Annotated in this window: 20 protein-coding genes and 2 pseudogenes; 13 read left to right on the top strand and 9 right to left on the bottom strand. The window is 38.6% G+C overall.

The window, feature by feature from the left end:
* Positions 1-2: 2 nt before the first annotated feature.
* Positions 3-776, top strand: coding sequence for a tRNA isopentenyl-2-thiomethyl-A-37 hydroxylase MiaE (gene miaE, locus PS1M3_RS04660; RefSeq protein ID WP_203986499.1), 774 nt, complete (start codon positions 3-5; stop codon positions 774-776).
* Between the two features lie 238 nt (positions 777-1,014).
* On the opposite strand, the gene mobV is transcribed toward miaE (PS1M3_RS04660), so the two are convergent.
* Positions 1,015-1,812, bottom strand: coding sequence for a MobV family relaxase (gene mobV / locus PS1M3_RS04665; RefSeq protein WP_203986501.1), 798 nt, complete (start codon positions 1,810-1,812; stop codon positions 1,015-1,017).
* A gap of 149 nt (positions 1,813-1,961) precedes the next feature.
* A complete protein-coding gene (locus PS1M3_RS04670) occupies positions 1,962-2,426 on the bottom strand; it encodes a hypothetical protein (RefSeq protein WP_203986503.1) in 465 nt (154 codons plus the stop codon).
* Positions 2,427-2,537: 111 nt separating this feature from the next.
* Between PS1M3_RS04670 and PS1M3_RS04675 the strand changes: the two genes are divergently transcribed.
* From PS1M3_RS04675 to PS1M3_RS04710, 8 genes are all read left to right on the top strand, one after another.
* On the top strand, positions 2,538-2,840 hold the full coding sequence (locus PS1M3_RS04675; RefSeq protein WP_138741057.1) for an IS66 family insertion sequence element accessory protein TnpB: 303 nt from the start codon (positions 2,538-2,540) through the stop codon (positions 2,838-2,840).
* Positions 2,837-3,187: an IS66 family insertion sequence element accessory protein TnpB gene (tnpB, locus tag PS1M3_RS04680; protein ID WP_036956871.1), complete on the top strand. Its 351-nt coding sequence runs from the start codon at positions 2,837-2,839 to the stop codon at positions 3,185-3,187. The genes PS1M3_RS04675 and tnpB overlap by 4 nt, the downstream gene beginning before the upstream one ends.
* Positions 3,188-3,264: 77 nt before the next feature.
* The gene (locus PS1M3_RS04685) at positions 3,265-4,758 is read left to right on the top strand and encodes an IS66 family transposase (protein WP_203987272.1); all 1,494 of its coding nucleotides are present in this window, start codon (positions 3,265-3,267) and stop codon (positions 4,756-4,758) included.
* Between the two features lie 240 nt (positions 4,759-4,998).
* Positions 4,999-5,823, top strand: coding sequence for a hypothetical protein (locus PS1M3_RS04690; protein WP_203986505.1), 825 nt, complete (start codon positions 4,999-5,001; stop codon positions 5,821-5,823).
* Positions 5,824-6,357: 534 nt separating this feature from the next.
* Positions 6,358-7,824 (top strand): N-6 DNA methylase, encoded by a 1,467-nt coding sequence (locus PS1M3_RS04695; protein ID WP_203986508.1) that lies wholly within the window; start codon positions 6,358-6,360, stop codon positions 7,822-7,824.
* Complete coding sequence (locus tag PS1M3_RS04700) at positions 7,824-9,032, top strand: restriction endonuclease subunit S (RefSeq protein WP_203986511.1); 1,209 nt, start codon at positions 7,824-7,826, stop codon at positions 9,030-9,032. The genes PS1M3_RS04695 and PS1M3_RS04700 overlap by 1 nt, the downstream gene beginning before the upstream one ends.
* Positions 9,032-11,542 (top strand): EcoAI/FtnUII family type I restriction enzme subunit R, encoded by a 2,511-nt coding sequence (gene hsdR, locus PS1M3_RS04705; protein WP_203986514.1) that lies wholly within the window; start codon positions 9,032-9,034, stop codon positions 11,540-11,542. The genes PS1M3_RS04700 and hsdR overlap by 1 nt, the downstream gene beginning before the upstream one ends.
* Positions 11,543-11,593: 51 nt before the next feature.
* Positions 11,594-12,217, top strand: coding sequence for a hypothetical protein (locus PS1M3_RS04710; RefSeq protein ID WP_203986517.1), 624 nt, complete (start codon positions 11,594-11,596; stop codon positions 12,215-12,217).
* A gap of 67 nt (positions 12,218-12,284) precedes the next feature.
* Here PS1M3_RS04710 and PS1M3_RS04715 read toward each other — a convergent pair whose 3' ends face one another.
* From PS1M3_RS04715 to istA (PS1M3_RS04740), 6 genes and pseudogenes are all read right to left on the bottom strand, one after another.
* Positions 12,285-12,608, bottom strand: a complete 324-nt coding sequence (locus PS1M3_RS04715; protein ID WP_203986519.1) for a hypothetical protein — start codon at positions 12,606-12,608, stop codon at positions 12,285-12,287.
* Positions 12,609-12,612: 4 nt separating this feature from the next.
* Complete coding sequence (locus PS1M3_RS04720; RefSeq protein WP_203986521.1) at positions 12,613-12,933, bottom strand: hypothetical protein; 321 nt, start codon at positions 12,931-12,933, stop codon at positions 12,613-12,615.
* A 239-nt stretch (positions 12,934-13,172) separates the two neighbouring features.
* Positions 13,173-13,634: pseudogene (istB, locus tag PS1M3_RS04725) on the bottom strand (IS21-like element helper ATPase IstB); the annotation flags it as partial.
* 114 nt (positions 13,635-13,748) lie between these two features.
* Complete coding sequence (istB, locus tag PS1M3_RS04730; protein WP_008111090.1) at positions 13,749-14,513, bottom strand: IS21-like element ISShfr5 family helper ATPase IstB; 765 nt, start codon at positions 14,511-14,513, stop codon at positions 13,749-13,751.
* Positions 14,514-14,541: 28 nt separating this feature from the next.
* Positions 14,542-16,086 (bottom strand): IS21 family transposase, encoded by a 1,545-nt coding sequence (gene istA, locus PS1M3_RS04735; RefSeq protein WP_008111092.1) that lies wholly within the window; start codon positions 16,084-16,086, stop codon positions 14,542-14,544.
* A gap of 132 nt (positions 16,087-16,218) precedes the next feature.
* Positions 16,219-17,724: an IS21 family transposase gene (gene istA, locus PS1M3_RS04740; RefSeq protein ID WP_203986523.1), complete on the bottom strand. Its 1,506-nt coding sequence runs from the start codon at positions 17,722-17,724 to the stop codon at positions 16,219-16,221.
* Between the two features lie 423 nt (positions 17,725-18,147).
* Here istA (PS1M3_RS04740) and PS1M3_RS04745 point away from each other — a divergent pair, with 423 nt between their 5' ends.
* The 4 genes and pseudogenes from PS1M3_RS04745 (at position 18,148) to PS1M3_RS04760 (ending at position 24,341) form a co-directional block, all read left to right on the top strand.
* On the top strand, positions 18,148-19,146 hold the full coding sequence (locus tag PS1M3_RS04745; RefSeq protein ID WP_203986525.1) for a hypothetical protein: 999 nt from the start codon (positions 18,148-18,150) through the stop codon (positions 19,144-19,146).
* Positions 19,147-19,421: 275 nt separating this feature from the next.
* A pseudogene (gene miaE, locus PS1M3_RS04750) lies at positions 19,422-20,054 on the top strand (tRNA isopentenyl-2-thiomethyl-A-37 hydroxylase MiaE); the annotation flags it as partial.
* A gap of 161 nt (positions 20,055-20,215) precedes the next feature.
* Positions 20,216-22,441 carry an EAL domain-containing protein gene (locus PS1M3_RS04755; protein WP_203986527.1) on the top strand — a complete coding sequence of 742 codons (2,226 nt, stop codon included), beginning with the start codon at positions 20,216-20,218 and terminating at the stop codon, positions 22,439-22,441.
* Entirely contained in the window at positions 22,428-24,341 is a 1,914-nt protein-coding gene (locus tag PS1M3_RS04760; RefSeq protein WP_203986529.1) for a sensor histidine kinase, read from the top strand. The genes PS1M3_RS04755 and PS1M3_RS04760 overlap by 14 nt, the downstream gene beginning before the upstream one ends.
* A gap of 103 nt (positions 24,342-24,444) precedes the next feature.
* On the opposite strand, the gene PS1M3_RS04765 is transcribed toward PS1M3_RS04760, so the two are convergent.
* On the bottom strand, positions 24,445-25,182 hold the full coding sequence (locus tag PS1M3_RS04765) for a UDP-2,3-diacylglucosamine diphosphatase (protein WP_203986531.1): 738 nt from the start codon (positions 25,180-25,182) through the stop codon (positions 24,445-24,447).
* Positions 25,183-25,198: the final 16 nt, after the last annotated feature.

Genomic DNA, 25,198 nt, shown 5'->3' on the forward strand with positions numbered 1-25,198 from the left:
TAATGAACTCAAATGAAATTAATAAACTCTTAGAACCAATAAATAGCTTCTTGCAGTGTAATACACCTAAGCAATGGGTTGAAAAAGCAAAAAAACATGAGAATCTCGACATAGTACTTTTAGACCACCTCGTGTGTGAATTAAAAGCAGCTCAATCAGCAATGTTTCTAATTCGTAAGTATGCCGTTGATAAAGATAGTGGTGATGCTTTACTCGAGTGGTTAAAACCTTTTGAAGCTCTGATATACAAAAGAGAAGGGGACTGGCGCAACCTTAGCGATAAGAATAAATTGTCTAAGTCTATGATCCCAAAATCAGATACTCTCTACGGCCAAGATTTAATTAATAAAATGGTGATGCTCATAAAAGAAGAGCTACATCACTTTTATCAAGTACTCGAAATTATGGATGAGTATGGAATTGAATATAGGAGCATCACTCCATGTCGTTATGCTAAAGGCATGTTACGCCATGTCAAATCGTATGAGCCAGATGCTTTAGTCGATAAACTCATTATTGGTGCTTATATTGAGGCGCGCTCATGTGAGCGCTTTGCAAAACTGGCACCGCATGTAGATAAACGCTTAGGTGACTTTTACATATCGTTATTGCGTTCTGAAGCGCGTCATTATCAAGATTACTTGCTCCTTGCTCAAGAAATCAGTGAGTTTGATATTACAGAGCGAATCAATTTTTTTGGTGGCATTGAGGCTGACTTAATTACCTCAGCAGATGAAGACTTTAAATTTCATAGTGGTGTGCCTACACTTTCATAATGGTTTAACTTGCGAAGTTAGCGTTTCTCACCTGATTTTAAGAAAGTTGTATTTTATTAATGAAAACATGGGTTTTAAGCCCATGTTTAATATAATAATTGATCTATAGTAATAACCCTATTGCGTGAAATTTTGATAACAACAGATTTTTAAGTCGGAACCTGAGAGGTTAAATAATTTTTAATTTTATTTGTTATGTTACTTCATGAAATTTAATTTAATAGCTAAGGCAATAACTCTAAATGCGTGGGGTTACCTTAAACATAGTATTCTTTTCCAGAAGAGCGATTTTTCTTCTTAAGTCAGATACCCCCAGAGTTTTAGCTAGTTTCAGTTCCTTTTTTATAAATAACAGGCTTTGCTGAGCAGAGCTGAGTCTATTAAGGGCTGTCTTGTACTCAATTTGGGTTTGTTCCAATTTATTCTTTACCTCACTTAAGTCGTTTTTAAGGTTTTTAAATTCACTATAATGCTGGTGTGTAGCTTTACTATTTTTTATACCTCGTGTAAATCCGTATTTTTTTGCCACTTTTTCGTAAAACTCCGTTTGTAATTCGCTAAGTCTGCCTCGAGCTCCACCAATAATAGCTCGGCTATTTAACTTTGATTCTATTTTGGGTACAATTAAATAGTGACCGTGTGCGCCTAATTCATCATAGTGTATTGAAAAACAAAGGATATTTTTGTAATCTCCTCCATGTAATTTAACTAGCCAGTGTGCAGCATCAGTGAAATATGCTATTTGCTGTTTTTTTGTCAATTTATTCATATGATCTGGGGAGCCTGTGATAATAGCTTCATGAGCTAGTACAGCATTCTTACGCACTTTTATACCCTCTAAAGCGCTCTCAAACCGGCTCATACAGGCTTCAATAGTGTTTAACCCTTTTGCTTGGATATTATAATGAGATAGCTCAGTGTTTACGTTTGGAGGGTTTACCAGTCGCAAATTATGAGCAAGGGCAGCACGTAACTGCCTTTGCAAATTAATTTTTTTTATCCTGAAGATAGCTTTATTGTTGCTTGTATCAATCATTGCCTAATCCTTAGCCAATTTTTTAAATGTGGATGCATTTTCAAAATTGTCATAGACAATTTTGAACACAATTGTAAATTGTGCACCCACTCCACATTTTGGCAAGAGTAACGCTACGCAACTCAGCCAAAATGTCGCTCCGCGGTGGGTTAACACTTTTCTGGGCAAACACCCATTGAACCTAATGGTCGCCCATGCTCATCTTTTACAGAAGTTGTGCTCTCATTTGTTAGTGTGTTTTCTTTAGCCGATGGGCAGGCTCTTTGAGAAAATTTAATTTTCTTTTTATGAGCATTTGCCTTGAAAGCTATTATATCTTTCGAAGATCGGGGGCTAATAGAACCCCATACGGACTCTTCTTCCCAGAAGATAGCTTTTGCCTTATCTAAGAAAACAGGCCAGACTTTCAGACTTGCATCTCCTGTTATAGCCCCTGTATTTTCGTCGAAGATAAATTCTTTCGATTCCATAACTGTTAAGTCTAGGCTTTCCATGCGGCTCTCCTTTTCTAGGGTTACAGTAAGACTAATGGTGTCATCAATTTTAACCGAAAATGCATTATCTAGGTTTGCAACAATTGAGATGAATTCAATTTCAATATAAACGTTACTCATAAACTCTATTCCTTGTTTTGATTACTAATATAGTAACCGTCGGCTAAACCACACCTAAACATTTATTTTATATTCGCTAAGCTCATTTCTTTTTAATAACAGGAGTGAGTTATGCAAACCAATCGAACACAACAATGGCTAGATTTAATTCACCGACAACCAGGCTCTGGTTTAAACATACAAGATTTTTGCCAGCAAAATAACTTAGCAACGTCCACTTTTTATAAGTACCGCAAACAATTAACCGCCCAATCTAGTTTCAGCAAAGTGACCATTCAAACTGAACAAACCCGTTTGCAAGAAATCGTTGAGCCTGCCCATATCACACTGACTTTGCAGGTTGGAGAATTAAAATTGCCAGGTTCAACCTCTGCACAGTATTTGTCTGATTTGATTAGAGGTTTAGTTAAATGAAAATGTTTGTTGAGCCAAGTGACATTTACCTGCACCGCCCAGTGGTGGACTTTCGAAAATCGATTAATGGTTTAGCTAATATTGTTGTCGCTGAAATGAATTTAAATGTGATGTCCGGTGCTTTATTTATCTTCTGCAACAAAAGCAAAGATAAACTCAAAATCCTTTACTGGGATAAAACGGGGTTTGCTTTGTGGCATAAGCGATTAGAAAACAATAAGTTTAAATGGCCGAATGCCGAGCATGAAAACCAGCTTGTTTTATCTGAGCAACAACTGCACTGGCTGCTCGATGGCTTTGATATTGTTGGTCATAAACCGCTGATTTTATCAAACTTGAGCTTATAACTTTAGCTCATACCTGATCAGCTTTTAATCTGAATAACATGCAGATAATCAGCGAGTTACAGGGTAAAATACCCCCTATGACTGAACTAGAGCAGCAACTTCTCAAACGCATTGCCGAACTTGAAAAACAAGTAACGGATAAAGATTCCAGAATCGCGTATTTAGAAGAACAATTCAAATTAGCCCAACAAAAACAATTCGGTAAATCAACCGAAGGCCACCCTGCACAAGGTGATTTATTTAACGAAGCGGAAGACATCGCTGAGTTAGAACGTGAAGTTGAAGCTGAAAACGAAACCGTTACTTACACCCGTAAAAAAGCTAAACGCACTGCGTTACCGGCTGATTTACCACGCGAAGTGATTGTGCACGACATCGAAAATAAAAGCTGTGACTGCTGCGGTGGTGAAATGCATAAAATGGGTGAAGATAAATCTGAAAAACTTGAATTTATTCCAGCTCAAATCAAAGTGATTGAACATGTTAGACCTAAATACAGCTGCCGAGCCTGTGAGCAAAACGAAACACAAGTTCAAATCAAACAAGCCCCGATGCCAGCGAGTCCAATTCCTAAAGGCATTGCAACACCAAGCTTACTCAGCCAAATCATCACCAGTAAATATCAATACGCTCTGCCGCTTTATCGGCAAGAAACCATGTTTAAACAACACGGCATTGAAATCAGTCGACAAACCATGAGTGACTGGATAATCAAATGTGCCAGTTTATTTAAACCACTGTATGACAAATTGCATCAAATCTTATTAGAGCAACATGTCATTCAAGCGGACGAGACCACAGTCAATGTGGTGAGTGATGACAAAACAAAATCCTATATGTGGTTATATTGCACAGGTACTGACACGCCTGTAGCAAATAACCCATTTAAAAATATCGTACTGTATGAATATCAGCCGGGTCGTTCAGGTTGTTATCCTGCGAATTTTTTACTTAATTATACAGGTTACCTTCAAGTGGATGGTTACCAAGGGTATGACCAAACTAAAGCTAAGCTTGCTGGCTGCTGGGCACATGCACGGCGTAAGTTTGATGAAGCTGAAAAAGCGCAACCCAAAGGAAAAACGGGCAAAGCAAATTGGGCGTTGAATCATATTCAAAAACTGTATCGAATTGAAACCAGAATCAAAGATAAAACAGCGCCTGAAAAACAAGCCATCCGGAAAAAAGAGTCGGAGCCATTACTTAACCAATATAAAGCTTGGTTGGAAAAATCTTTGCTCAATACCTTACCTAAATCCAAATTAGGGGAAGCGCTCAACTACAGCCTGAATCAATGGGATAAGTTGGTTCAATATGTTGAAGATGGTCATTTGTCTATCGACAATAATCGCGCTGAGCGGGCGATTAAACCCTTTGTCATTGGCCGCAAAAATTGGCTGTTTAGCCAAACAGCTAATGGGGCCAACGCCAGTGCAATGCTCTACAGCATAGTGGAAACGGCAAAGGCCAACGGACTAATACCTTACGATTATATTAGCTATTATTTAACCCAAATCTGCAAACCGGGTTGCCAAATCGATGATTTACTGCCTTGGAATATCAAAAGCTAGGTGTAGATTGCCGGACGCTTACCTAATATAGTAACGTATTTGAAGTAACTCGACGCCAATCGGTAAAAATAAATATTGCTAATTTTCTATCTATTTTTTTTATTATTGATTTTAGGCGTTTATAAATAATTTCCTTAATAAATAATAATAAATATAAGGGTAAAAATAACGAGTCGTGCCATTTATGTTAATATATTAACTTGTCATAACGGAATATGAGAAAATAATATGGATATGGATATGGATATGGATATGGATATGGATATGGATATGGATATGGATATGGATATGGATATGGATATGGATATGGATATGGATATGGATATGGATATGGATATGGATATGGATATGGATATGGATATGGATATGGATATGGATATGGATATGGAAGAATCCATAACAAGCAATAATATACAGATAAAAAAACAATTTATTGTGCTGAAAAACCTTCGCAAACAAAGTTTAGCTGTTCTAGCTGATATTCGAAAAAGGAAAAAAGAAAATGCAGATAAAGAAGGCCTAACTCGTCAGAAGCTAAGTGATGAGCAGCTTTATTTCCTTATCAGCTTAGCCCTTAGTGAACCCGCGCCAGCAACTAAGATTTTACGGGCTTGTGCAAATGAATTTCAACAGGATGAGCGCTGGCGTCAAAAAGTTATCCGCTTTAGTCCCTTAAATGAGCAGGTTACAAGGGTTTTTCATAAGCTTGAGGCAGACTCAAACCCGCATCTAATCGGTTTGTTAAAAAACCGCTTGTTCAGTAAAAAAAGATTACTAGCATGTTCTGATTATCGTTCATTTTTTAATGTATTGAAACAGTGGTCACGATTATTGGCTATAGTTACGCAAAAAGATGCAGATCTTGAAAGTCTTCATTTGTTAAATGTAGAGCTCAAAGAGGAATTAAACCGTAAAAGCTCATGTCTTCTAATGATAAAACAGGGTGAGCCTAAGACGCATGCAGCCCTGTTAAAAAAGGAGATTCCTAGCATGACCTATAAGGCAATTTCTAAAGCTGTAGGTCTCAGTAGACAAACTGTTGCAAAGCACATAGACAAGGCGTAATAAGGTTGTTAATAACTGTAACTCTTTTTGAATTACAGTTATTAATACACTCAAATTACTTCGCTTTGAATGCGGGCTGTATAAAACCAACTTTAGCGAACATATTAAAAAATAAAGTTCGCTAAAGCAATTAAGCAAGTTTATGAGGTGCTTCGCGTTAAGAATTAAGAAGTGCAAGTTATTGGTTAGATTGGATATTAAAGTATTTCAATTCAAACCCAGCACTTCTTTGTTAATGTTTTTCCCTTTATAATTCCAATGTAATCCATACAACAATAAAAGCTTCGCTTATTGACGTAATACAACAAACGTATTTAGTGCTTTAATAGCAATTTTCTTTTTGGCTTAACTGCTTGAAATACAGCCCTGTACTGGGTAATGTTGATTGTGCAAAACAAAAACATTATGTTGCTCAAGCATGGATTAAAATACTCAATATCACTTAAAGCCTTTAACGCATCAAATAGTAAGTGGCTAAAATAATTATATAAACATTTAATTAGGCTCTACAGCCTATGCAGGGATAAAACAATAATGTTTGAACAAACCTTTAAAAACATCGACGATATTTTTCACAAAGACGCAGGCTGCTCTAGCGAATTAGACTACACCGAGCAATCATCGTGGATGTTATTTTTAAAATACCTTGATGACTTAGAGTTTACTAAGTCTCAAGAAGCCGAATTAATGGCAGAAGAATACCAGTACATTATTGAAGAAAAGTACCGCTGGAGTTCGTGGGCTGCGCCTAAAACTGCTAATGGTGAGTTTGATCACAATAACGCCTTAACCGGCAGCGACTTAATGGATTTTGTTGATGGCGATCTTTTCCCCTATCTTAAAGGCTTTAAGCTTCGTGCAGAGCGCCCTGACACCATTGAATATAAGATCGGTGAGATTTTTAGCGAGATCAAAAATAAAATTCAAAGTGGCTATTCACTACGTGACGCGCTCGAAAAAGTAGATGAACTTCGCTTTCGCTCACAAGAAGAAAAGCATGAGCTTTCACACCTGTACGAAGTAAAAATTAAAAACATGGGCAACGCTGGCCGTAACGGGGGCGAATACTACACACCACGCCCATTAATTCGCGCCATGATAGACGTATTACAGCCACAAATTGGCGAAACCATATACGATGGTGCAGCAGGTTCCGCAGGCTTCTTATGTGAAGCCTACGACTACCTACGCCAAGGTGGTGCCAGCAACAAGCAGCTTTCAACCAGCGATTTAAAAACCCTGCAAGAAAACACCTTTTACGCCAAAGAGAAAAAGTCTTTAGCGTACGTTATCGCCATTATGAACATGATTTTGCATGGCATTGAAGCACCTAACGTTATTCACACCAATACCCTGGGCGAAAACCTACAAGACATTACCCCAAGCAACCAGCACGATATTGTATTAGCTAACCCGCCGTTTGGTGGTAAAGAGCGCAAAGAAGTTCAGCAAAACTTTCCAATCAAAACCGGTGAAACCGCCTTCTTGTTTTTGCAGCACTTTATCAAAATGCTCAAGCCTGGTGGCCGCGCTGCCATTGTGATTAAAAACACCTTTTTATCGAATACCGATAACGCCGCCATTGCCTTGCGTAAAGAGCTATTAGAAAACTGCAACTTACACACCGTACTCGATTGCCCAGCAAAAACCTTCTTAGGCGCTGGGGTTAAAACCGTCGTATTGTTTTTCACTAAAGGCCAGCCAACACAGAAAACTTGGTTCTATCAGCTAGACCCTGGTCGCAGCTTAGGTAAAACCAATCCCCTAAATGACAACGATTTAAAAGAATTTGTCGAATTGCAAAAAGGCTTTGAGGACAGTGTTAAGTCTTGGTCATTGGCAACGTCTGAACTAAATGATGCAACATGGGATTTATCGGTAAAAAACCCAAACCAAGCAGAAGATGCCCCACTGCGTGAACCGCAAGTCATTATTGAAGAAATCATTGCGCTGGATAAAGAGAGCGAAGCGATTCTTGGTAAGATTCAGGAGTTGTTGTAATGCTTTTTCCTACGCATTGGACGATTGACTCTCTGGGCAATTTATTTCAAACAGTTACAGGGTCAACACCTCCCAAAAGTCAAAAGGATAATTATGGCTGCGACGTTCCATTCGTTAAGCCGCCAGAGTTATTAAACTCTGTAATTTTCGAAACGGCTGACAACTTGAGTGATAAAGGGGCCTCCATAAGTCGAACCCTGCCATCTGGCTCAATACTGATTTCATGCATCGGAAATCTTGGGAAAGTTGGAATTAACTCTAAAGTTGTTGCTTTTAATCAGCAAATTAATGGAATTAAGGCTGATGATAGCTTCGTATCTAAATTTATGTTTTATCAGGCGCTGTCCCCTTGGTTTAATTCCCAGCTTGAGGAATTAGCATCTGGAACAACTGTTCCTATCGTAAATAAGAGTAAATTTAATTCTATCAGGGTGGTACTCCCTCCCATTCCCGAACAAAAATGCATCGTCGCTATTCTCGATCAAGCCTTCGCCGATATAGAGCAAGCCCGCGCCAAGACCGAGCAAAACCTCAAAAACGCCCGCGAACTTTTTGAAAGCTATTTGCAACAAGTGTTTAGCCAGCGTGGTGAGGGGTGGGAAAACAAACCTTTAGGTGAAGTTGCTGAATTAGTTGATTCACTGCATACGACACCTAGCTATATAGAGACAGGTGGTTTTCCAATGGTTAGGGTTACTGAAATAAAGAAGAGTGGGTTAAATTTAGAGAAAGCTCGACGAGTTGATCAAGAAACATATGAAAAATTTTCGAAAAGGCATAAATCTGCTGTTGGTGACATAATTCTATCCCGAGTTGGTGCATCCTATGGAGTGCCTGTTATTGTAGAAACGGATGAGCCATTTTGTCTTGGGCAAAATACTATTTTTATTCTTTCAAAGGTTAATCCTTATTGGTTGTATTACTTTCTATTAAGTCCTATAGCTAAACGTCAGATTGATAGTGTTGCCGCGGGTAGTGCGCAACCGACTGTTAGCATGAAGAGTATTAGGGCGCTTAATCTACCAATCCCTTCGAAGTCTAAGCAGGTTGAACTTGAGTTGAAAATAAAAAATGTCTCTGCGGAATCAAAAAAGTTAATCAAGATTTACACTGAGAAGTTGGCAACACTAGACGAACTAAAGAAATCCATCCTACAAAAAGCCTTTTCAGGCGAGTTGACCAAAGAAAAAGAAGGAGCGGTGGCCTAATGTCACAAGCAAGGACGCGTAACGAAGCCGACACCAGAGCGGATTTAATCGACCCTAAATTAGTCGCTGCCGGTTGGGGTGAAGTCGATAACAGCTTTATTCGTCGTGAACTGATTTGCCCAGGTCAAATCATGGCTGGCGGTAAACGTGCTAATAAAGTGCCGTGTGATTATGTGCTGGTATATAAAGGCCGCAAGCTTGCCGCAGTAGAAGCCAAAAAAGAAAGCCTAACTTATAGCGAAGGTGTGCGACAAGCGAAAGACTATGCACAACGCCTGCAATGCCGTATTGCGTATGCCACCAACGGCCATGAAATTTACCAGATTGATATGCTCACCGGCATTGAGACGCTGGTAGATGAATACTTATCACCCCAAGCGCTTTGGGACCTTACCTTTGAGCAAAAAGGCGATACCCCTGAAGCCGATTTTACCACGGCTTGGCGTGATGCGTTTTCTACTATTCCCTTTGAGGCCAAAGGTGATTGGGCGCCGCGTTATTATCAAGAAAATGCTATTCATAATGCTCTTGAAGCCATTGCCCAAGGCGAACCTCGAATTTTGCTAACGCTTGCTACCGGTACGGGTAAAACGTGTATTGGCTTTCAAACCGCGTGGAAGTTATTTCAAACCCGTTGGAGCTTAACCGCGCAAAAAGATATTAGCCTTGCTAAAAAGCGCCCGCGTATTTTGTTTTTGGCCGACCGTAATATTTTAGCTAATCAAGCGTTTAACGATTTTGGCTCATTTGGTGACGATGCCATTGTACGTATCACCCCTGACGATATTCGCAAACGAGGCGGCGTACCTAAAAATGCCAGTGTGTTCTTTACTATTTTCCATACGCTAATGTGTGGGCCTAAAACCGAATTAAAAGAAGCTACAACAGAAGAAGATGAAAATGCGCCACTCAAAAAGGCAGAAAATCCGTATTACGAGCAATACCCAGCTGATTTTTTTGATTTAATTATTATTGATGAGTGTCACCGTGGTGGCGCAAATGATGAAAGTGCTTGGCGCGATATTCTTAAACACTTTGAACCAGCAGTTCAGCTAGGTTTAACCGCAACACCTAAGCGCACCGATAACGCCGACACCTATGGTTACTTTGGCGAACCTGTTTACAGCTATACTTTAAAAGAAGGCATTAACGATGGCTTTTTAACGCCATTCAAAGTGTTACCGATTGTTGGCACTATGGATGAGTACAAGTACATAGAGGGGGATGGTGTTGTTGTAAAAGGCGATCCTGAGCCTGGTAAACTGTATAAAGAAGGTGACTTTAACCGCATTATTACCATACCTCAGCGCGAAGAGCGCCGTGTACACTATTGGATGGATCGCTTTAATCCTAAAGAAAAAACTATCGTGTTTTGTGCAACACAGGTTCATGCCGGTATGGTGCGCGATTTTATTAATCAGTACGCAGTGAAAAAAGGCTGGACCACCAACACTAACTATTGTGTTCGTGTTACCGCTAACGACGGTGTAGCGGGTGAAAACGACTTAAAAACCTTCTGCGATAACGAAAAAACTATTCCAACAATTTTAACCACATCACGCAAACTCTCTACCGGCGTTGACGCGCGTAATGTACGTAATATTGTATTGATGCGGCCTTGTAACAATATGATTGAGTTTAAGCAGATCATAGGGCGAGGGACTCGCACATATGATGGAAAAGACTATTTTACCATTTACGACTTTGTAAAAGCGCACCATAACTTTGCTGACCCAGCTTGGGATGGTGAACCAATACCCAGCGAAGTATGCCCAGAGTGCGGTACAACCCCGTGCCAATGTGAAGACACTAGCGGCGATGGTGCCGGTGAAAAGAAACCGTGCAAGGTGTGTGAACAAAAACCATGTGTTTGTGAAAAGCCAGAGCCTGAAGGCTGTGAAAAATGTGGCGAAAGGCCATGTGTATGTGAAAAGCTCGAAATAAAGCTCTCAGACGGCCGTACACGGCTAATTAAGCATATTTCTTCAGCAATGTACTGGAGCGCTGAAGGGAAGCCCATTACAGCTAAAGAGTTTGTTGAACGTATGTTTGACGACTTACCACGCTTTTTTGAAAACGAAGACCAACTACGCGAAATCTGGAGCGACCCAACCACTCGCGAAAAGCTATTAGAAGACTTAACCGAAGCGGGTTACGATAGCGAAAAACTCGACAGCATGAAGGCCGTAATTGATGCACAAGATAGCGATGTATACGATGTTTTGTCGTACATAGCCTATGCCGCAGAAGCGCAAACACGCACAGAACGAGCTCAACAAGCTAAGCCTAAAATAAACTCTGCATTTACTGACTATAAACAACAAGAGTTTATCAACTTTATATTAAGTAAATACATTGAAGACGGCGTGCAAGAACTGGCACCTAAAAAAATGCGCAGCTTAGTAGAGCTTAAATACAACACCATTAACGACGCCGCTATTGAGTTTGGATCACCAGCCGCGATACGCGATACGTTTATTGGTTTTCAGAAGTATTTGTATGCAAGGTAGTTACTAGAACTAGCATATTAGACTATGGATATTTATTAACTAAGGGAATATATGAAGTACGAATTTACTGAAAAAGAAACTGAGATTGATGTTTTAGGGTGGACGACACTATTTGTGTATGACTTTTGGGTTAAAGGTAAAAATTTAGCGGAAATAAAAGCAATAATATTAGAACAGACGGCGAGAAAACATAACAAAGATAGCGATTTTTATGCTCATATTGAAAAATACACCGAAAATACATACAACTTATTAGTCGAAGGTAATGAAAAGTGCCTGCATGCAGCTAAAACAATGTGTTGTTATTTAGCTGTTTTCACTGCGAAAAAAGTTGTTAATACTAGAGATTTTAAGCAAACCCAAAAATTGAAACATACCCTATCTGAACTACAAAGAATTGGTACTAAATTAGAGGTTTTTAGCGAGGATGCCTTAAGCTCATATACTAAAGATGATGTTCAAGCTAATGATCAACTTTTAATTGATGAGATAAAGCGTCATGAAGATAAAATTTCTGATGAACAAGAGCTTTCAGCAGACAGCAGTTCAAAGCTTATGAGAGTAACTGAAAGAGTGATCTTACATAGGCAGAAAGCAGGTAAACAAGGAGCTAAAAATACTCTAATTTTTTGGGTTATAATAATAGGGATTATTATTGCTGTTAGTAGCTCATAACAGGCTGCAATAGAATTTGTGGCTTGTTCATGTGGTCAGCTTAGGTTGACCACATAGCTCATGAAACCTAGAGGTAGTCTTTTCGTAGGCCTGATGTGAGATATAAGTTTATTTCATACTTTAAGTGTTCGATGAAAAAATCTGGACCGGCTAAGTCATATACTTTTATAAATTTAATACCTATATTCATCATGGTAGTGCCAGATAAACGCTCCTGTTTGCTTTCAGAAGCTTGTTGAAATGCTCTCATAACGGTTTGTACAATTTCGAGTATTTTTTCATCTGGAAGGTTTTTATTATTGACCAAATAAGGTCTGTAAATATCTACAATACTAGAATTTACTCCATCTAACAGAGTTTTAGGCTTTTTTCTTTTAAATAGTCCAAACATAAGTTTACTCCTTGTGATTATATTTTTTTTCTTCGATTAGTGCTGAGATTTGGCTTAAATTTTCACTTGATTTATCCCATACAGCATCTGAATCTATTGTTTGATTTTGAACATTCCTAATATTTTGCCAACCTAAAAATAAAAAACCATTTGCTGGGGTTGCAATAAAGGCAAAGGGCAAAAGCAGAAGGTGAGGTGCGAAAATAAGAACTAAAATACCAATCAGTATCGAGCCAAAACAAAACGCTATCCACGCAGTACCCAAGCTAAAAGCCAAACACCATAGGGCTATACCTATTATTATTTGTAAAATACCAATCAACATAAAATTTATATCCTTATTAACTGTATTGAATACAGTGAAGTTAACAGAGAAATTGAGATGAGAAGGTTTGTAACTTTCATTAATTAATCCTTTAATTTTGTTGCTATGATTGTAACTTAACATAGTTTCAGTCTAAGTTAGCTTTAAACTTACATGTGTTTTGTATCAAATTGAATTATCTAGCGTCAATTAACTTGGCCGGTTCCGCGTCAATTATCTTGGCCGGTTGATACCGAATTTTATTTACTCTTATTGAGCGCTGTTTTGCGTCGGTAGCTGTCACCTTCACAATGAATAATCGTGGCATGATGAACCAAACGATCGATTGCCGCGACTGTCATCGTTGAATCTTCAAATAGTTCATCCCATTGCTCAAATGATTTGTTTGATGTGATGATCATGCTGTGTCGCTCATAGCGATGGGCTATCAATTCAAACAGCACGCTCGTTTCCTGTTCAGTTTTTCGAACGTAACCAACGTCATCAACGATTAATAAGCTGTATTTATCGAGCTTTACAAGTTCGTCTTGCAAGCGTAAATGTCGCTTTGCTTGCTGGAGTTGTTGAACAATCGCTGACGCGGCAACGAACTTAACTTTATGGCCCTGCTCGATAAGGCCATAACCGATGCTACTGGCGATATGCGTTTTACCAAGACCACTGGCGCCAAATAACAATATATTGCCACCGTGCTTCAACCAATCCGGCTGATTTATTAAATCAGCAACAAGGGGCTTGCGTAATACCATGATGCCGATCGCTCAATACCATTCAAGCCGATCACTTTTTTGTCTGTCAGTAGACCTCAGTAAAATCTAACTTGAGTGATCGGCATCAGTCAAGAAATTTAGTTTTTTTCGCATCGACTCGCCTTTTAATTCCAACTTTATCGCCCCGTGCACAAGCCTATCTAGAATCGCATCCGCGTGTGTCGATTCTCCGATCATTTCATACCAATTTTCTATCGGTAATTGACTCGCTATTAAGGTCGATTTTGTATCATATCTTGCATCAATTAATTCCAGTAAATCACTCCGTTGTTGAGCCGTTAATGGCTCTAATCCCCAATCATCTAAGATCAGTAAATTGGCAGAGCTAAGCTTGTTGATCAGTTTTCGATAACTACCATCGGCTTGCGCTAGAAACATCTTTTCTAATAGCTCTTTGAGCCTAAAATAATAAACGCTACTCCCTTGTTGGCAGTGGTTTTGACCAAGCGCGCAAGCGAGGTAAGTTTTGCCACAACCTGTTGCTCCTGTGATCAAGATGTTTTGGTGAAGACGAAGCCATTCACCTTGTGCTAATGAACGGATCTGAGCTTTATCGAGTTGTCGTGCTGCGCCATAGTTGAGTTGGGCAAGTGTGCCGCCAACTCTGAACTTTGCTTGTCGCGTTAGGCGATCTATTTTACGCTGATCACGCTGCGTTATTTCATGTTCAAGCAATAAACTTAGCCGCTCTTCGAAGCTTTGTTCAACGTATAAATTGGGTTGCTCGTATTGCTGCAATAGCGCATCACGTATGCCGCTTAGCTTTAAATTACTTAACTGATTATTAACTTGTTGATTGATATTTTGCATAAGTCTTCCTATGGTTTGTTAATTTTTATTAATGGTAATAGTGGTTGCCACGGATATTTTTATGATCAATATCTTGTAGTAAATCACCTTGAGCTTGTGGCAAGGGTTGTTTATCCAAGCCTTTTTCTAAGATAGTCTTTACTTGTTTAACGCGAGTAACACCTGTGGTTAATGCGCGATGACAGGCGGCTTCAAGACGTTGATCACTAAACTTTTTACCTAGGCTTAATAACCCCATACAAGCACGGTAGCTTTGCTCTGGATGTTTTTTAGCTTGCATCAATTGCATAACAAACTGCTCAGTTGATGTGCCAAATTTACTCGCCCAGCGTTCGAACCGCTGTGGTGTCCATTGTTGCTGCTTTTGATGAGCGATAGGCATATGCAGATCAAGCGTGGTGTGCGCACCTTCTCGGTATGATCTGGGGTGAACAGCGACTTGTATGCCTTGATGGTAGAGTGTCACCAACTTCCCGGAGGCATGGGCTTCAAGCTTTTGTTTAATTAAGGTATGTGGCACTGAGTAGTAGTGCTTTTCAATTTCCACATGATAATCAATATGCACGCTCACCTGTTTTACTAAGGTATAGCTGTAAGGCTGTGTAGGCAGTGGTTTGAGTGCAGGTCTGTCGATAGCATCAAACTGACTGAGCCGTGAGCCAGGATGCTTTTTCATTTTACGTTGATTTAAATCGACCAGTAATGCTTGTATTTTCAGGTTCAATTGACGCAAGCTAAAGAAGGTTTCATTGCGAAGGCGCGCCATTATCCAACGTTCAACAATTTGCACACCCACTTCAGCCTTAGCCTTATCCTTTGGTTTATAGGGTCTAGCGGGCACAATGACCGTATCGTAATGTGTCGCTAGTTGTTGGTAGGTTGGATTTAAGTCAGGCTCATATCGACACGGTTTGGTGACGGCACTTTTAAGGTTGTCAGGAATTATTAGCTCAGGAACTCCGCCAAGAAACTCAAAACAACGGGCGTGACTCATCACCCAATCTTCGAGTTTCTGGCTGTAAGTCGCTTCGGCATAGGTATAATTTGATGCACCCATGACCGCAACGAACACTTGTGCAGTACGACATTCGCCTGTACTTGTATCAACAATACTCATGGTTGGGCCACAGTAATCCACAAACAGTTTTTCACCTGCTTTATGATTTTGTCGCATGGAGGGTTTTTGGCATTTAAGCCATGCCTTGTACTGACGGCAGAAGTGAGTGTAACTGTAAAAACCTTCCGCGTGCCGCTCTTTGTATTCTTCCCAAAGCAGCAACAACGTCATGGTTTTAGGCCGAAGCTCTTGCTGAACTAACGACCAGTCAGGAATGGTAAAGCCCTTTAATCGAGGCTTTGTTTTGAAGAACGCTTGTTGCAGAGCGTGATCATCCCACTTCTCATCAAGCGGCCAGTAAGTAATATCTAACTCTGCTGATTTACAGGCATATTTAGACACGATTGAGGGTGAAACAGATAAGCTTGTTGCTATCTGACGATGACTGAGTTTACAGCTGTATTTTAGTCTTAAAATCTCTTTAAGTTTACGCATTGAAATAGGTGCCGTTGGCATGGTCATTCTCATCATCAAAAATGAAAAGAATAACGGTTAAAAACACCTACTGGCTAGACAAAAACGTGTACAAATTGAACGATACCATTCAAGCCGATCACTCAATACCATTTTGACCGAAAAGTGATCGGCTTAGATAGTATTAGGTGATCGCGATGCATGAGAATACGCACTGCTATAAGCGCTCAAGCTGTGTTGCTTTATTTTTATTGTGGGTATGTTTGATGCAATCACTAAAAATTGCGCTTCACATTCTCGGATGGCCGGTAATTGTCGCTGAGTAATTGACACTGCTACAAATCGTCCTAATTGACGTTCACACCCACTTTGTTTTGCTAAATGGAGCAGTTTTACCATGTAATAGCTCGCTTCATCCGCTAAAAGATGAGTATTAACGTATTCCCAAATAGCTTTGTAATTGTCGCTTGGGAGTAAGTCGTCACGTAGTTGTGAGTAGCGAAATGCCAATGGTTTTTTAACCAATGCGTCAATAACATGCAAGTAACTAATATTGCGTGCACGGCACCCTTTAGAAGCATAGACACGCGCTAACGTTTGAACTAAATCGCTGCCATAGCGCAGCTCTAAGCGGTTGTCATATAAACGAACAAGTAATCGGCTACCAATAAGGCGTGACGGGACGCTATAGGTAACACGTTTCAATGAAATAGTACTCGTACGTGACACCGTTAGATAATGCTCGGTGTAATTGACGCTCATCGTCCGTGGTAAAGCGTGTAATTGTCGCTGCTCTACTGCGTACTTATCACTTACACGGCGATTACGGCGAGCAACAATGTCTGCAACAAACGATTCATAGACTTCTCTTGTCTGAAAGTCATAACTACCACGGATTTTTAATGCTTGCTCCAGTTGCGATTTAAGATGCCCATGAGGGCTCTCAATAGCCCCATTTTCATGCGCAATACCGCGGTTATTACGGGTCGCTTTAAAGCCATAATGGATAACTAGCTCATTAAAGCGCTCTGTAAAATCATTATCATTAGTATGATTACGATAGGCGGCACTGAGACTGTCTGTACGCACTTCTTTAGGCACACCGCCGGCTGCTTTAAATGCGTTTTGCACACCATCAGAAAAAGCAGCAAAGCTTTCACCGCCGTAAATCACTTGGGCGTAAGCCCAGCCACTGGCGGGCATACGATAATGAAACAACATATGCTTAAGGGGTTCACTAGCAATGGTAACGGGTGACTTCACATGTGTGAAATCACATATACCTAATAGGCCATACTCGTGTGTTTGCAGGAATACGACCTCTTTGCTTGAGCCATACAGTGCCCGCCATTTATGAATTCGACGCTCTAATGTACGCCGTGAGCTCGGGTTAAATTTGTCGGTGTGAAACTCGCAAAGATGATCAAAAATTCCCACTGGAGTTAACGTAGCATCACCTTGAAGTAGAGGGACAACAATACTGTCCCAGATAGATTCAAGTGGATCTATACGTGTTCGCCATTGGCGTTTATTAGACAATGGCTGCTCATCCAGTTTATCAATGCGCCTTGCTGAACGTTCAGAAATACCTGCTTTCGCAGCCGCGATAACTTGGCTATTACGCTTTCTATGTTTCATATAAATAGTGACCTGCTGATCAGTGATTCGTGTTCCCGGCACAGTGAACTCCTCCGTTCTGCTGTACCGAACCTTATCAGATCAACCGGCCAAGATAATTGTCGCTAGACCGGCCACCGTAATTGTCGCTTAATATTGAATATATGCGTTTATTAGTTTCATTTTAAAGTTAATATTTTCCCAAGCGTAATTTCCACGATCATATTTATCTGGGAAAACTTTAGGGCATCAGGTGAAAATGGGAATCTGGGTGGTAACTTGGAAAGTCCAGTAAGGAGTAATTTCTTTTTGAGAGCCCACCTTATGCTTGTAAATCATACCGTGATCTTTGTGGTAAACTAAAAACTCAAATTCCCTACTGAAAAAGCAATATTTTATGAAGTTTGACGTTCATTGCTTTAAAGGTACAATGTACCAACTAAAAATTAAATATAATAATATTATCAATAGCTTGGAATTGTTCTTATGGGAAATGTGAAAAACTTTTTTAATAGTCTTGTCGTTGAGCCTATTAAAGGTAACTTATCTGTTGTGTTATTTTGGGGAGGCCTTGTTTCTGTTTTTATAGGGGCTATTTTTGGTAGCTCGATTGATAGTTTCGCATACGCTCCAGCTGGTACTGGTGAAGCGATATTAAAATCAGGTAGTGCAATTTTAGGTGCCGGTGTGTTTGCTGTTATAATGAAATCGGCGCAATTTACTGAGCTTTTTCAAAAGCATATATATGATGTTTTTTATGCGCCAAATGAAATTAAAGATGGTGTTCCTTTGATAGAAAAATGGAAGGGTATAACTAATGCATTATTGAAAAATGTCCTTCCTAGCACACATCATCAGGCGGTTGAAAGAATTGAAAATCAGTTTTTTAACTCTGAGCTAGATTATCATTTCGAAGAACACACTCTTTCTTACGACATATATGTTGATAATAACAATATTGCAACAGTCAAGAGTGTGACTAACTCAACACTTGTTATTTCACCTTTATCTGAAGAGCCAACTCTGAAGCAATATGTTGAAACTGAAGGGGAGTTTACATTTAAAGCTTTAAGGTTAAACGACATAGCATATGATAAACCAGAACTTTTCAAGGTTGACCCAGACAATGAAAACCGTCGTTTATTAGAAGTGCCTCTTTCAGAATTCGCACGTACAAAGGTTGATGCGAACGATAAGGTAATAAGGTTAGAAAGAGTTGTCGAATGGACTCAAGACCTTACAAGTGATCCTTACATAAAAGGAGCCATAAAACGATATATCAAAGGGGCTAAAATCAGAGTGAAGGTTTCAGACTCGCATCGAGTTCATTTTGAAAGGTTTGGTCTAGGTGATTTACCAGATGAGCATTATATTAATGACGATGGATATGGTTTTGAACGTTGGCAATTAGTCACATCTGATAACTTGCTACTGCCTGGTCAAGGATATATACTAGTATTAGTTCCTCAGAAAAGTGGAGAGTAAATCATGAAATATAAATCAACAGAGACAATCTAAGAATTATTGAATTTTCAAACCCCTTTTAAAAAGTGGAGAATAGCTCATGAACTATCAATCTACAGAAACAATTTAAAATATATATCTTAATTTTATAACCCCTTGCAATTAAAAAGATTGCAAGGGGTTTTCTGTTTTGATCTCTAAATAATTTGAACTAAGCGATTTTTTAAATCTAAATTCATTGTGGATATAGATTTTAAATCATCTTGAATTTTAATATGCACATATTTACATTTAGTGAGTTAAAAGCCGCTCAGTCAGCAATGTTTTTAATTCGTAAGTATGCAGTAGATAAAGAAAGCGGTGATGCACTTTTAGCTTGGCTTAAACCTTTCGAAACACTTATTTATAAACGTGAAGGTAACTGGCGTGATTTAGCAGCAAAAAACAAGCTTACTAAATCAATCATTCCCAAGTCTAACTCTCCTTACGGGCAAGACTTAATTGACAAAATGGTGTTGCTCATAAAAGAAGAGTTACATCACTTTTACCAAGTTTTAGAAATAATGGATGAGTATGGTGTAGAGTACGAAAGTATTACACCATGTCGTTACGCTAAAGGGATGTTACGAAATGTTAAAACATTCGAGCCAAATGCACTTGTCGACAAATTAATTGTAGGTGCTTACATTGAGGCACGCTCGTGTGAGCGTTTTGCAAAGTTGGCGCCCCATGTAGATAAACGTCTAGGTGATTTTTATATTTCGCTACTGCGCTCAGAGGCACGTCATTATCAAGATTATCTAGCCTTGGCGCAAGAAATTGCCGATTTTGATATTACGCAAAGGGTTAAGGAATTTGGTGAAATTGAAGCTGAACTTATTGTATCGGCAGATGAAGACTTCAAATTTCATAGTGGTACTCCAGCATAATCCCCCCAGTGCTTTATTTTTTGCATAACTGATGAGATAAAGCACTAAAAATTAGACCAAACTTAAATCGCCTTCTACTATATATAGTAAATAGTTACATACAAATTTATGAACTATATCTATTAAATTTAGTTGTATATTTTTTATATAGGCGGTGTAGGATGTCCGATAACAACAGTCTGTTTGTATTTGATGAGGAGCTTGAAGAAGACAGCTCAACAATAAAAAAAATAAAAGTGCTCACTGTTGAGGACGATATAAATTATCAGCATGCTTTAACCAACAGCTTAAAAGAAATGAGACCAGAGGATAATTGTGAAATAGAAGTTCTCACAGCTAACTCGGTTTCACAAGCAGCTTTAGTGCTCAGTTTGCATCCAGATATAGCGCTCACTTTTATAGATGTTGTAATGGAAGATGATGACTCAGGTCTCAGGCTTGTAAGTACTATAAGAGAGGTGATTGGTAACGCAGACATGCGTATTGTTTTACTTACAGGTCAACCAGGCTTTGCTCCCGAACAGCAAATAATGAAAACGCTTGATATAGACGAATATTGGAATAAATCAGACGTCTCTGCTGAAAAATTACAATCTATTGTTACAAGCAACTTACGCACCTGGAAATACATTTCACAAATATCTTCAGCCAGAAAAGGTCTTCAACTTGTTTTAGATGCTTCAAGAAGCATAAACAGTAAACACGATATGGGATCTTTCTCTAAAGCTGTTTTAGAAGAAATCAGTAATATTTTAAACGTCACTGAGGGAGGAGGGATTATGTGCTCTACTCAAAGTGATGGCGAAATTATCAGAGCGCATATTTCGACAGCTAATGGTTGTTTTGATGGGTTTGAAGGAAAGCTTATTGACGATAGGGTTTTACTTCCACAAATCTACAGTGATTTTAAGCGAGCTTTGGACGAAAAAAGGCACGTTTTTTCTGAATACCACACGATATTTTATTTTTGCAACAAAGAAATAGCTGGGGAAAGCTATGTAACGATTGTTCAGTCGGACAATGAAATATCAGAACAAAATGAATATTTATTAAAAGTATTCAGTGAAAATGTAAGCACAGGCTTTAGTAACATAGCACTGCTTAACAAGCTTACTGAACTTGCATATACCGATGTGTCGTTAAACACGCACAATCGTAACTGGCTCATTCGTGAAATAAAAAATATGAACCTGCACGAGCAGTACCAAACACGTTTGTTAGTTTTTGAAGTTGAGCAATTTGAAGAAAAAGCATTTTCGTTTGGCCATGATTTTTGTCAAAAGCTATTAAAAGAAGTTTATAAAAATTTAATGACTATTTTTGATGGTTATTCAGCGCGCATTGCCATTATCAATAACAGCAGCTTTGGATTACTTATAAACGCAAACTTCGATATAACCGACGAAATGATAGCTAGCCTGATAAGGCAAAAATGTATAATTACCTCTGTAAAACAATATGCTGATTTGAGAATTCTTGATTTAGCGCTAAGTTCTGTTTTAAATATTGTACCCGAAAAAATAATAAGCATTGCTGAATCTAGTTTAAGTGATAGCCAAACCGCATCTTTAAAATATATAAAGCATACCCAAGAAAAAACAGAAGCATTAACTAACCGATATAGTTTAATGGCCCGATTAAGAAGAGTAATTGGTGCTGGTACTTTACAAATAGCCTTACAGCCTAAAATGGACTTAGCAACGTTAACCCCTGTGGGCTTTGAAGCATTGGCTCGTTGGCAGTTAGAAGACGGTAGTTTTGTAAGCCCAGAGATATTTATTGAACTTGCTGAAACAGCAGGTTTAATTAGTGAATTAGACAGCGTTATTTTCGATAAGATAATTTCGACTATTCATAAGTTAAGTGATATGGGCGTAAATTTGCCTATTGCTTTTAATGCGTCGGCTTTTGATTTGGTTGACTCTGACTACTGCAAAAAAATCCTTCATAAGTTAAAAGATGCCAATATACCTCCAGAAATGCTTGAGCTAGAGATTACTGAGACCCAAGCGATCAGTAATTACGACTTAATTAGAGAGTCGTTAGATGAATTTATGGCGCTGGGTATTAAAGTAAGCATTGATGACTTTGGAACAGGTTATTCATCTATTTCACACATAACTGAGATACCTGCAAATATTTTAAAAATAGACAGATGTTTTTTAACTGATATTGAGCGCAATGCTAATAACCAATACATCCTAGAAATGATTGTAAACTTAGCCAGACGATTTAATTTTTCTATTATTGTTGAGGGTGTAGAAACACTAGAGCAGTGTGAATGGGTTAAAAAAATAGGCTGTGATGTGGCCCAAGGTTATTACTTTTCAAAACCACTGTTTTTTGACGATTTAACAACATGGTTAAAGCAATATGGAAAAGTTTGATCATAGACTTTCTGTTAGTTTAAATAATAAACAGCTATATATTAAAGCATTGTTTATTATGGTTGCTGCTGGCGTTATTAGTTTTTTAGTATATTGGCAAATTTACCAATCAAGGCTTGCGCTTGTTCAAGATTATCAAGACGACAAACTATCTCTAGTGCAGACAGAGTTTGTAAAAGAGCTAAGTAGTATAAAAAAACTAACACAAGTTTTAGCAGACAACAAAAACCTAAAAAGGGGCAATAAGCTCAGGTATATGTTTAGAGACCGAGAATCCATACGAAGCATAAATGATTACTTCGTTAATTTTGGGTTATTATCGCCTATCATTTCGCAAATTCGGTGGATTGATATTACCGGGAACGAACGTTTTAGAGTTGACTTTAAAAACGGTGAGGCAAAAGTTGTTAAGCAAAAAGAGCTCCAAAACAAAATGTCGCGCTATTACTTTAGGCAAGGTATATCGATAGAGGCACCTGATTCGTTTTTATCAAGAATTGATTTAAATATGGAGTATGGTTCAATAGTTGAGCCATACGAACCCACCATTAGAGTTACTTATCGAACCAGCTCAAGCGAATATATAGTTGATGGCCTCATTATAATTAATTTTAACTTATCTGACTTTTTTCAGAAAATTAGAAATTACTCTTCTGAAAACGCTCAGATTAATATTGTAAACAAAGATGGATATTGGATTTTTAACAATGATAAATCTAAAGAGTGGGGGTTTATGCTTGGATTGCCAGAGCTAACAATTGCTACTTATAACCCATTGCTCTGGGAGTCTATGCAAAACCAACAAGAAAATACAGTAAGACATTTTGATTCAAACATTTATTCGTTAGACAAGCTGCCCGCACTTTTTTCAAAAAGGCATAATGAAACCCTTAATGAAGTCATTTATATTTACATCAAAAGTAAAGATAAGTTGATGAATAAAATACACTTTACGGCACTAGGTTATGCTGGTACTAGCGGTATTATTCTTTTGTTTATTGGTGGCTTTATTTTATATAGAGAGTATTGTTATACAAAAACGCTAAAAGATTTATTTGACCAGTTACGCGCTGAAAAGTTGGAGCTGGATTCTGTCAATAATCAACTTTCAAATACCATTAGGCAGCAGCAACTTTTGCAGGACAGCTTTGTTGAAGCGCAAAAATTATCTTCATTAGGCATGCTTGTTGCGGGTGTAGCTCATGAGATGAATACGCCTATTGGCGGTGCTATTATTTCTGTTACTAATGCTGAGTCGGTGATGAGCCGCCTAAATGAAGGTATAAAAACTGGCTTAACAAAGTCTCTACTAGAGAACAGCGTATCAAGCTTAGATGATAATTTAGGCTTAGCCAGAGTAAACCTAGATAAAGCTGCTGTACTTGTAAAAAGCTTTAAAAAAATGGCTATTGATAGAAACAATGAAGAATTTATTGAGTGTAATATTGAAGCAATAATAAAAGAGTTGTTGGTTACGCTAAACTCTCGATTAAAAACTTCAAAGGTTAAAATTAAAACCTTGTTTAATGATAGCTGCACGCTTAAAAGTCGCCCTGGGATTATCTCACAGGTTATTGAAAACCTTATAATGAATGCGCTTAACCACGCTTTTGAAGAGAATCAATCTGGAGAGATTGAAATTAAGGTTGAGAAAAGTGATAAGGGAGATGTAAATATTATAGTATCAGACAGCGGATGCGGGATTAATCAGCAGCAGCAATCTGTTATTTTTGAGCCCTTTCATACATCAGCGCGCGGTAAAGGAAACATAGGGCTTGGGCTTTATATGGTTTCTCAATGGGTTACCAAAATTTTAAAAGGGCAGTTGGTTTTAGAGTCTGATCCTAAATGGGAAGATAAATTTAAAACTCGATTTACAATTACGTTGCCTAAAAATTAAGTGAGTACCCACATTCAATTTTTAACGTATTATTTAAATGCTATATAGGGCCTTAAAGGGACTACACTTAGGGATTGAGGCTCTAAAAATGGCTTTATATAGCTCATTTAAATGGTGTGTTTATTAGCCTTTGTTCTTGAGGTGTCACAATTAAGTAGGAGCCTTGTTCGTACCAGTCACCTAAAACAGTGCGTGTAAGCGTTTGTCCATTTAGTGAGTATGTATGAATATTTGGTCGGTGCGTATGACCATGGATCATGTTAACAACTTTGTGCTTCGTAAATGTCGAAAGGACAGCATCATCAACAACGTCTAAAATTTCTATCGGTTTATCTGCTTGGCTAAGCTTACTTTTTTCACGGGCATTGCGAGCTATTTTTTTTCGGTACCATAATGGCATGGCAAGCATTAATTTTGGCCACCACCAACCGCGGCTTTTTTTACGAAATTTTTGATACTCAATATCCTGGGTACACATTTCATCCCCATGTAAAATAACAGTGGGTGTGCCGTAAAGGTCTATAACAGTTTGCTCATCTAACAGTGTCATACCTGCTAAATTTGCATAGTGTTTTCGCAGGATAAAGTCGCGATTACCATGAATAAAATAGACGGGAATACCTGAATCACTTACTGCTTTAAGCTTTTTAGCTACACTGCGCGCAAGTTCAGTGACGTAGTCATCACCTACCCATACTTCAAAAAAGTCACCTAAAATGTAAAGCGCATCAACGTCTTGATTCAAAATGTTAGATTCTAAAAACTTAAAAAAAGCAGCGCTAATATCAGGTCTGTTTTCAGTTAAATGTAAATCAGCGATAAAATACGTTTTTTTAGTCATAGGGATATCTTTTCGA

The sequence above is a fragment of the Pseudoalteromonas sp. PS1M3 genome, assembly GCF_016865405.1.
GTDB classification, from domain to species: Bacteria; Pseudomonadota; Gammaproteobacteria; order Enterobacterales; family Alteromonadaceae; genus Pseudoalteromonas; species Pseudoalteromonas marina.

Coding starts and splice junctions, on each gene's coding strand:
- PS1M3_RS04715 (WP_203986519.1), bottom strand. CDS start 12,608: ATGTTTGGACTATTTAAAAGAAAAAAGCCTAAAACTCTGTTAGATGGA.
- istB (WP_008111090.1), bottom strand. CDS start 14,513: ATGCAAAATATCAATCAACAAGTTAATAATCAGTTAAGTAATTTAAAG.
- PS1M3_RS04670 (WP_203986503.1), bottom strand. CDS start 2,426: ATGAGTAACGTTTATATTGAAATTGAATTCATCTCAATTGTTGCAAAC.
- PS1M3_RS04765 (WP_203986531.1), bottom strand. CDS start 25,182: ATGACTAAAAAAACGTATTTTATCGCTGATTTACATTTAACTGAAAAC.
- PS1M3_RS04685 (WP_203987272.1), top strand. CDS start 3,265: ATGACTGAACTAGAGCAGCAACTTCTCAAACGCATTGCCGAACTTGAA.
- mobV (WP_203986501.1), bottom strand. CDS start 1,812: ATGATTGATACAAGCAACAATAAAGCTATCTTCAGGATAAAAAAAATT.
- PS1M3_RS04700 (WP_203986511.1), top strand. CDS start 7,824: ATGCTTTTTCCTACGCATTGGACGATTGACTCTCTGGGCAATTTATTT.
- tnpB (WP_036956871.1), top strand. CDS start 2,837: ATGAAAATGTTTGTTGAGCCAAGTGACATTTACCTGCACCGCCCAGTG.
- PS1M3_RS04710 (WP_203986517.1), top strand. CDS start 11,594: ATGAAGTACGAATTTACTGAAAAAGAAACTGAGATTGATGTTTTAGGG.
- PS1M3_RS04675 (WP_138741057.1), top strand. CDS start 2,538: ATGCAAACCAATCGAACACAACAATGGCTAGATTTAATTCACCGACAA.
- PS1M3_RS04690 (WP_203986505.1), top strand. CDS start 4,999: ATGGATATGGATATGGATATGGATATGGATATGGATATGGATATGGAT.
- PS1M3_RS04760 (WP_203986529.1), top strand. CDS start 22,428: ATGGAAAAGTTTGATCATAGACTTTCTGTTAGTTTAAATAATAAACAG.
- miaE (WP_203986499.1), top strand. CDS start 3: ATGAACTCAAATGAAATTAATAAACTCTTAGAACCAATAAATAGCTTC.
- PS1M3_RS04720 (WP_203986521.1), bottom strand. CDS start 12,933: ATGTTGATTGGTATTTTACAAATAATAATAGGTATAGCCCTATGGTGT.
- hsdR (WP_203986514.1), top strand. CDS start 9,032: ATGTCACAAGCAAGGACGCGTAACGAAGCCGACACCAGAGCGGATTTA.
- PS1M3_RS04745 (WP_203986525.1), top strand. CDS start 18,148: ATGGGAAATGTGAAAAACTTTTTTAATAGTCTTGTCGTTGAGCCTATT.
- PS1M3_RS04695 (WP_203986508.1), top strand. CDS start 6,358: ATGTTTGAACAAACCTTTAAAAACATCGACGATATTTTTCACAAAGAC.
- PS1M3_RS04755 (WP_203986527.1), top strand. CDS start 20,216: ATGTCCGATAACAACAGTCTGTTTGTATTTGATGAGGAGCTTGAAGAA.
- istA (WP_008111092.1), bottom strand. CDS start 16,086: ATGCCAACGGCACCTATTTCAATGCGTAAACTTAAAGAGATTTTAAGA.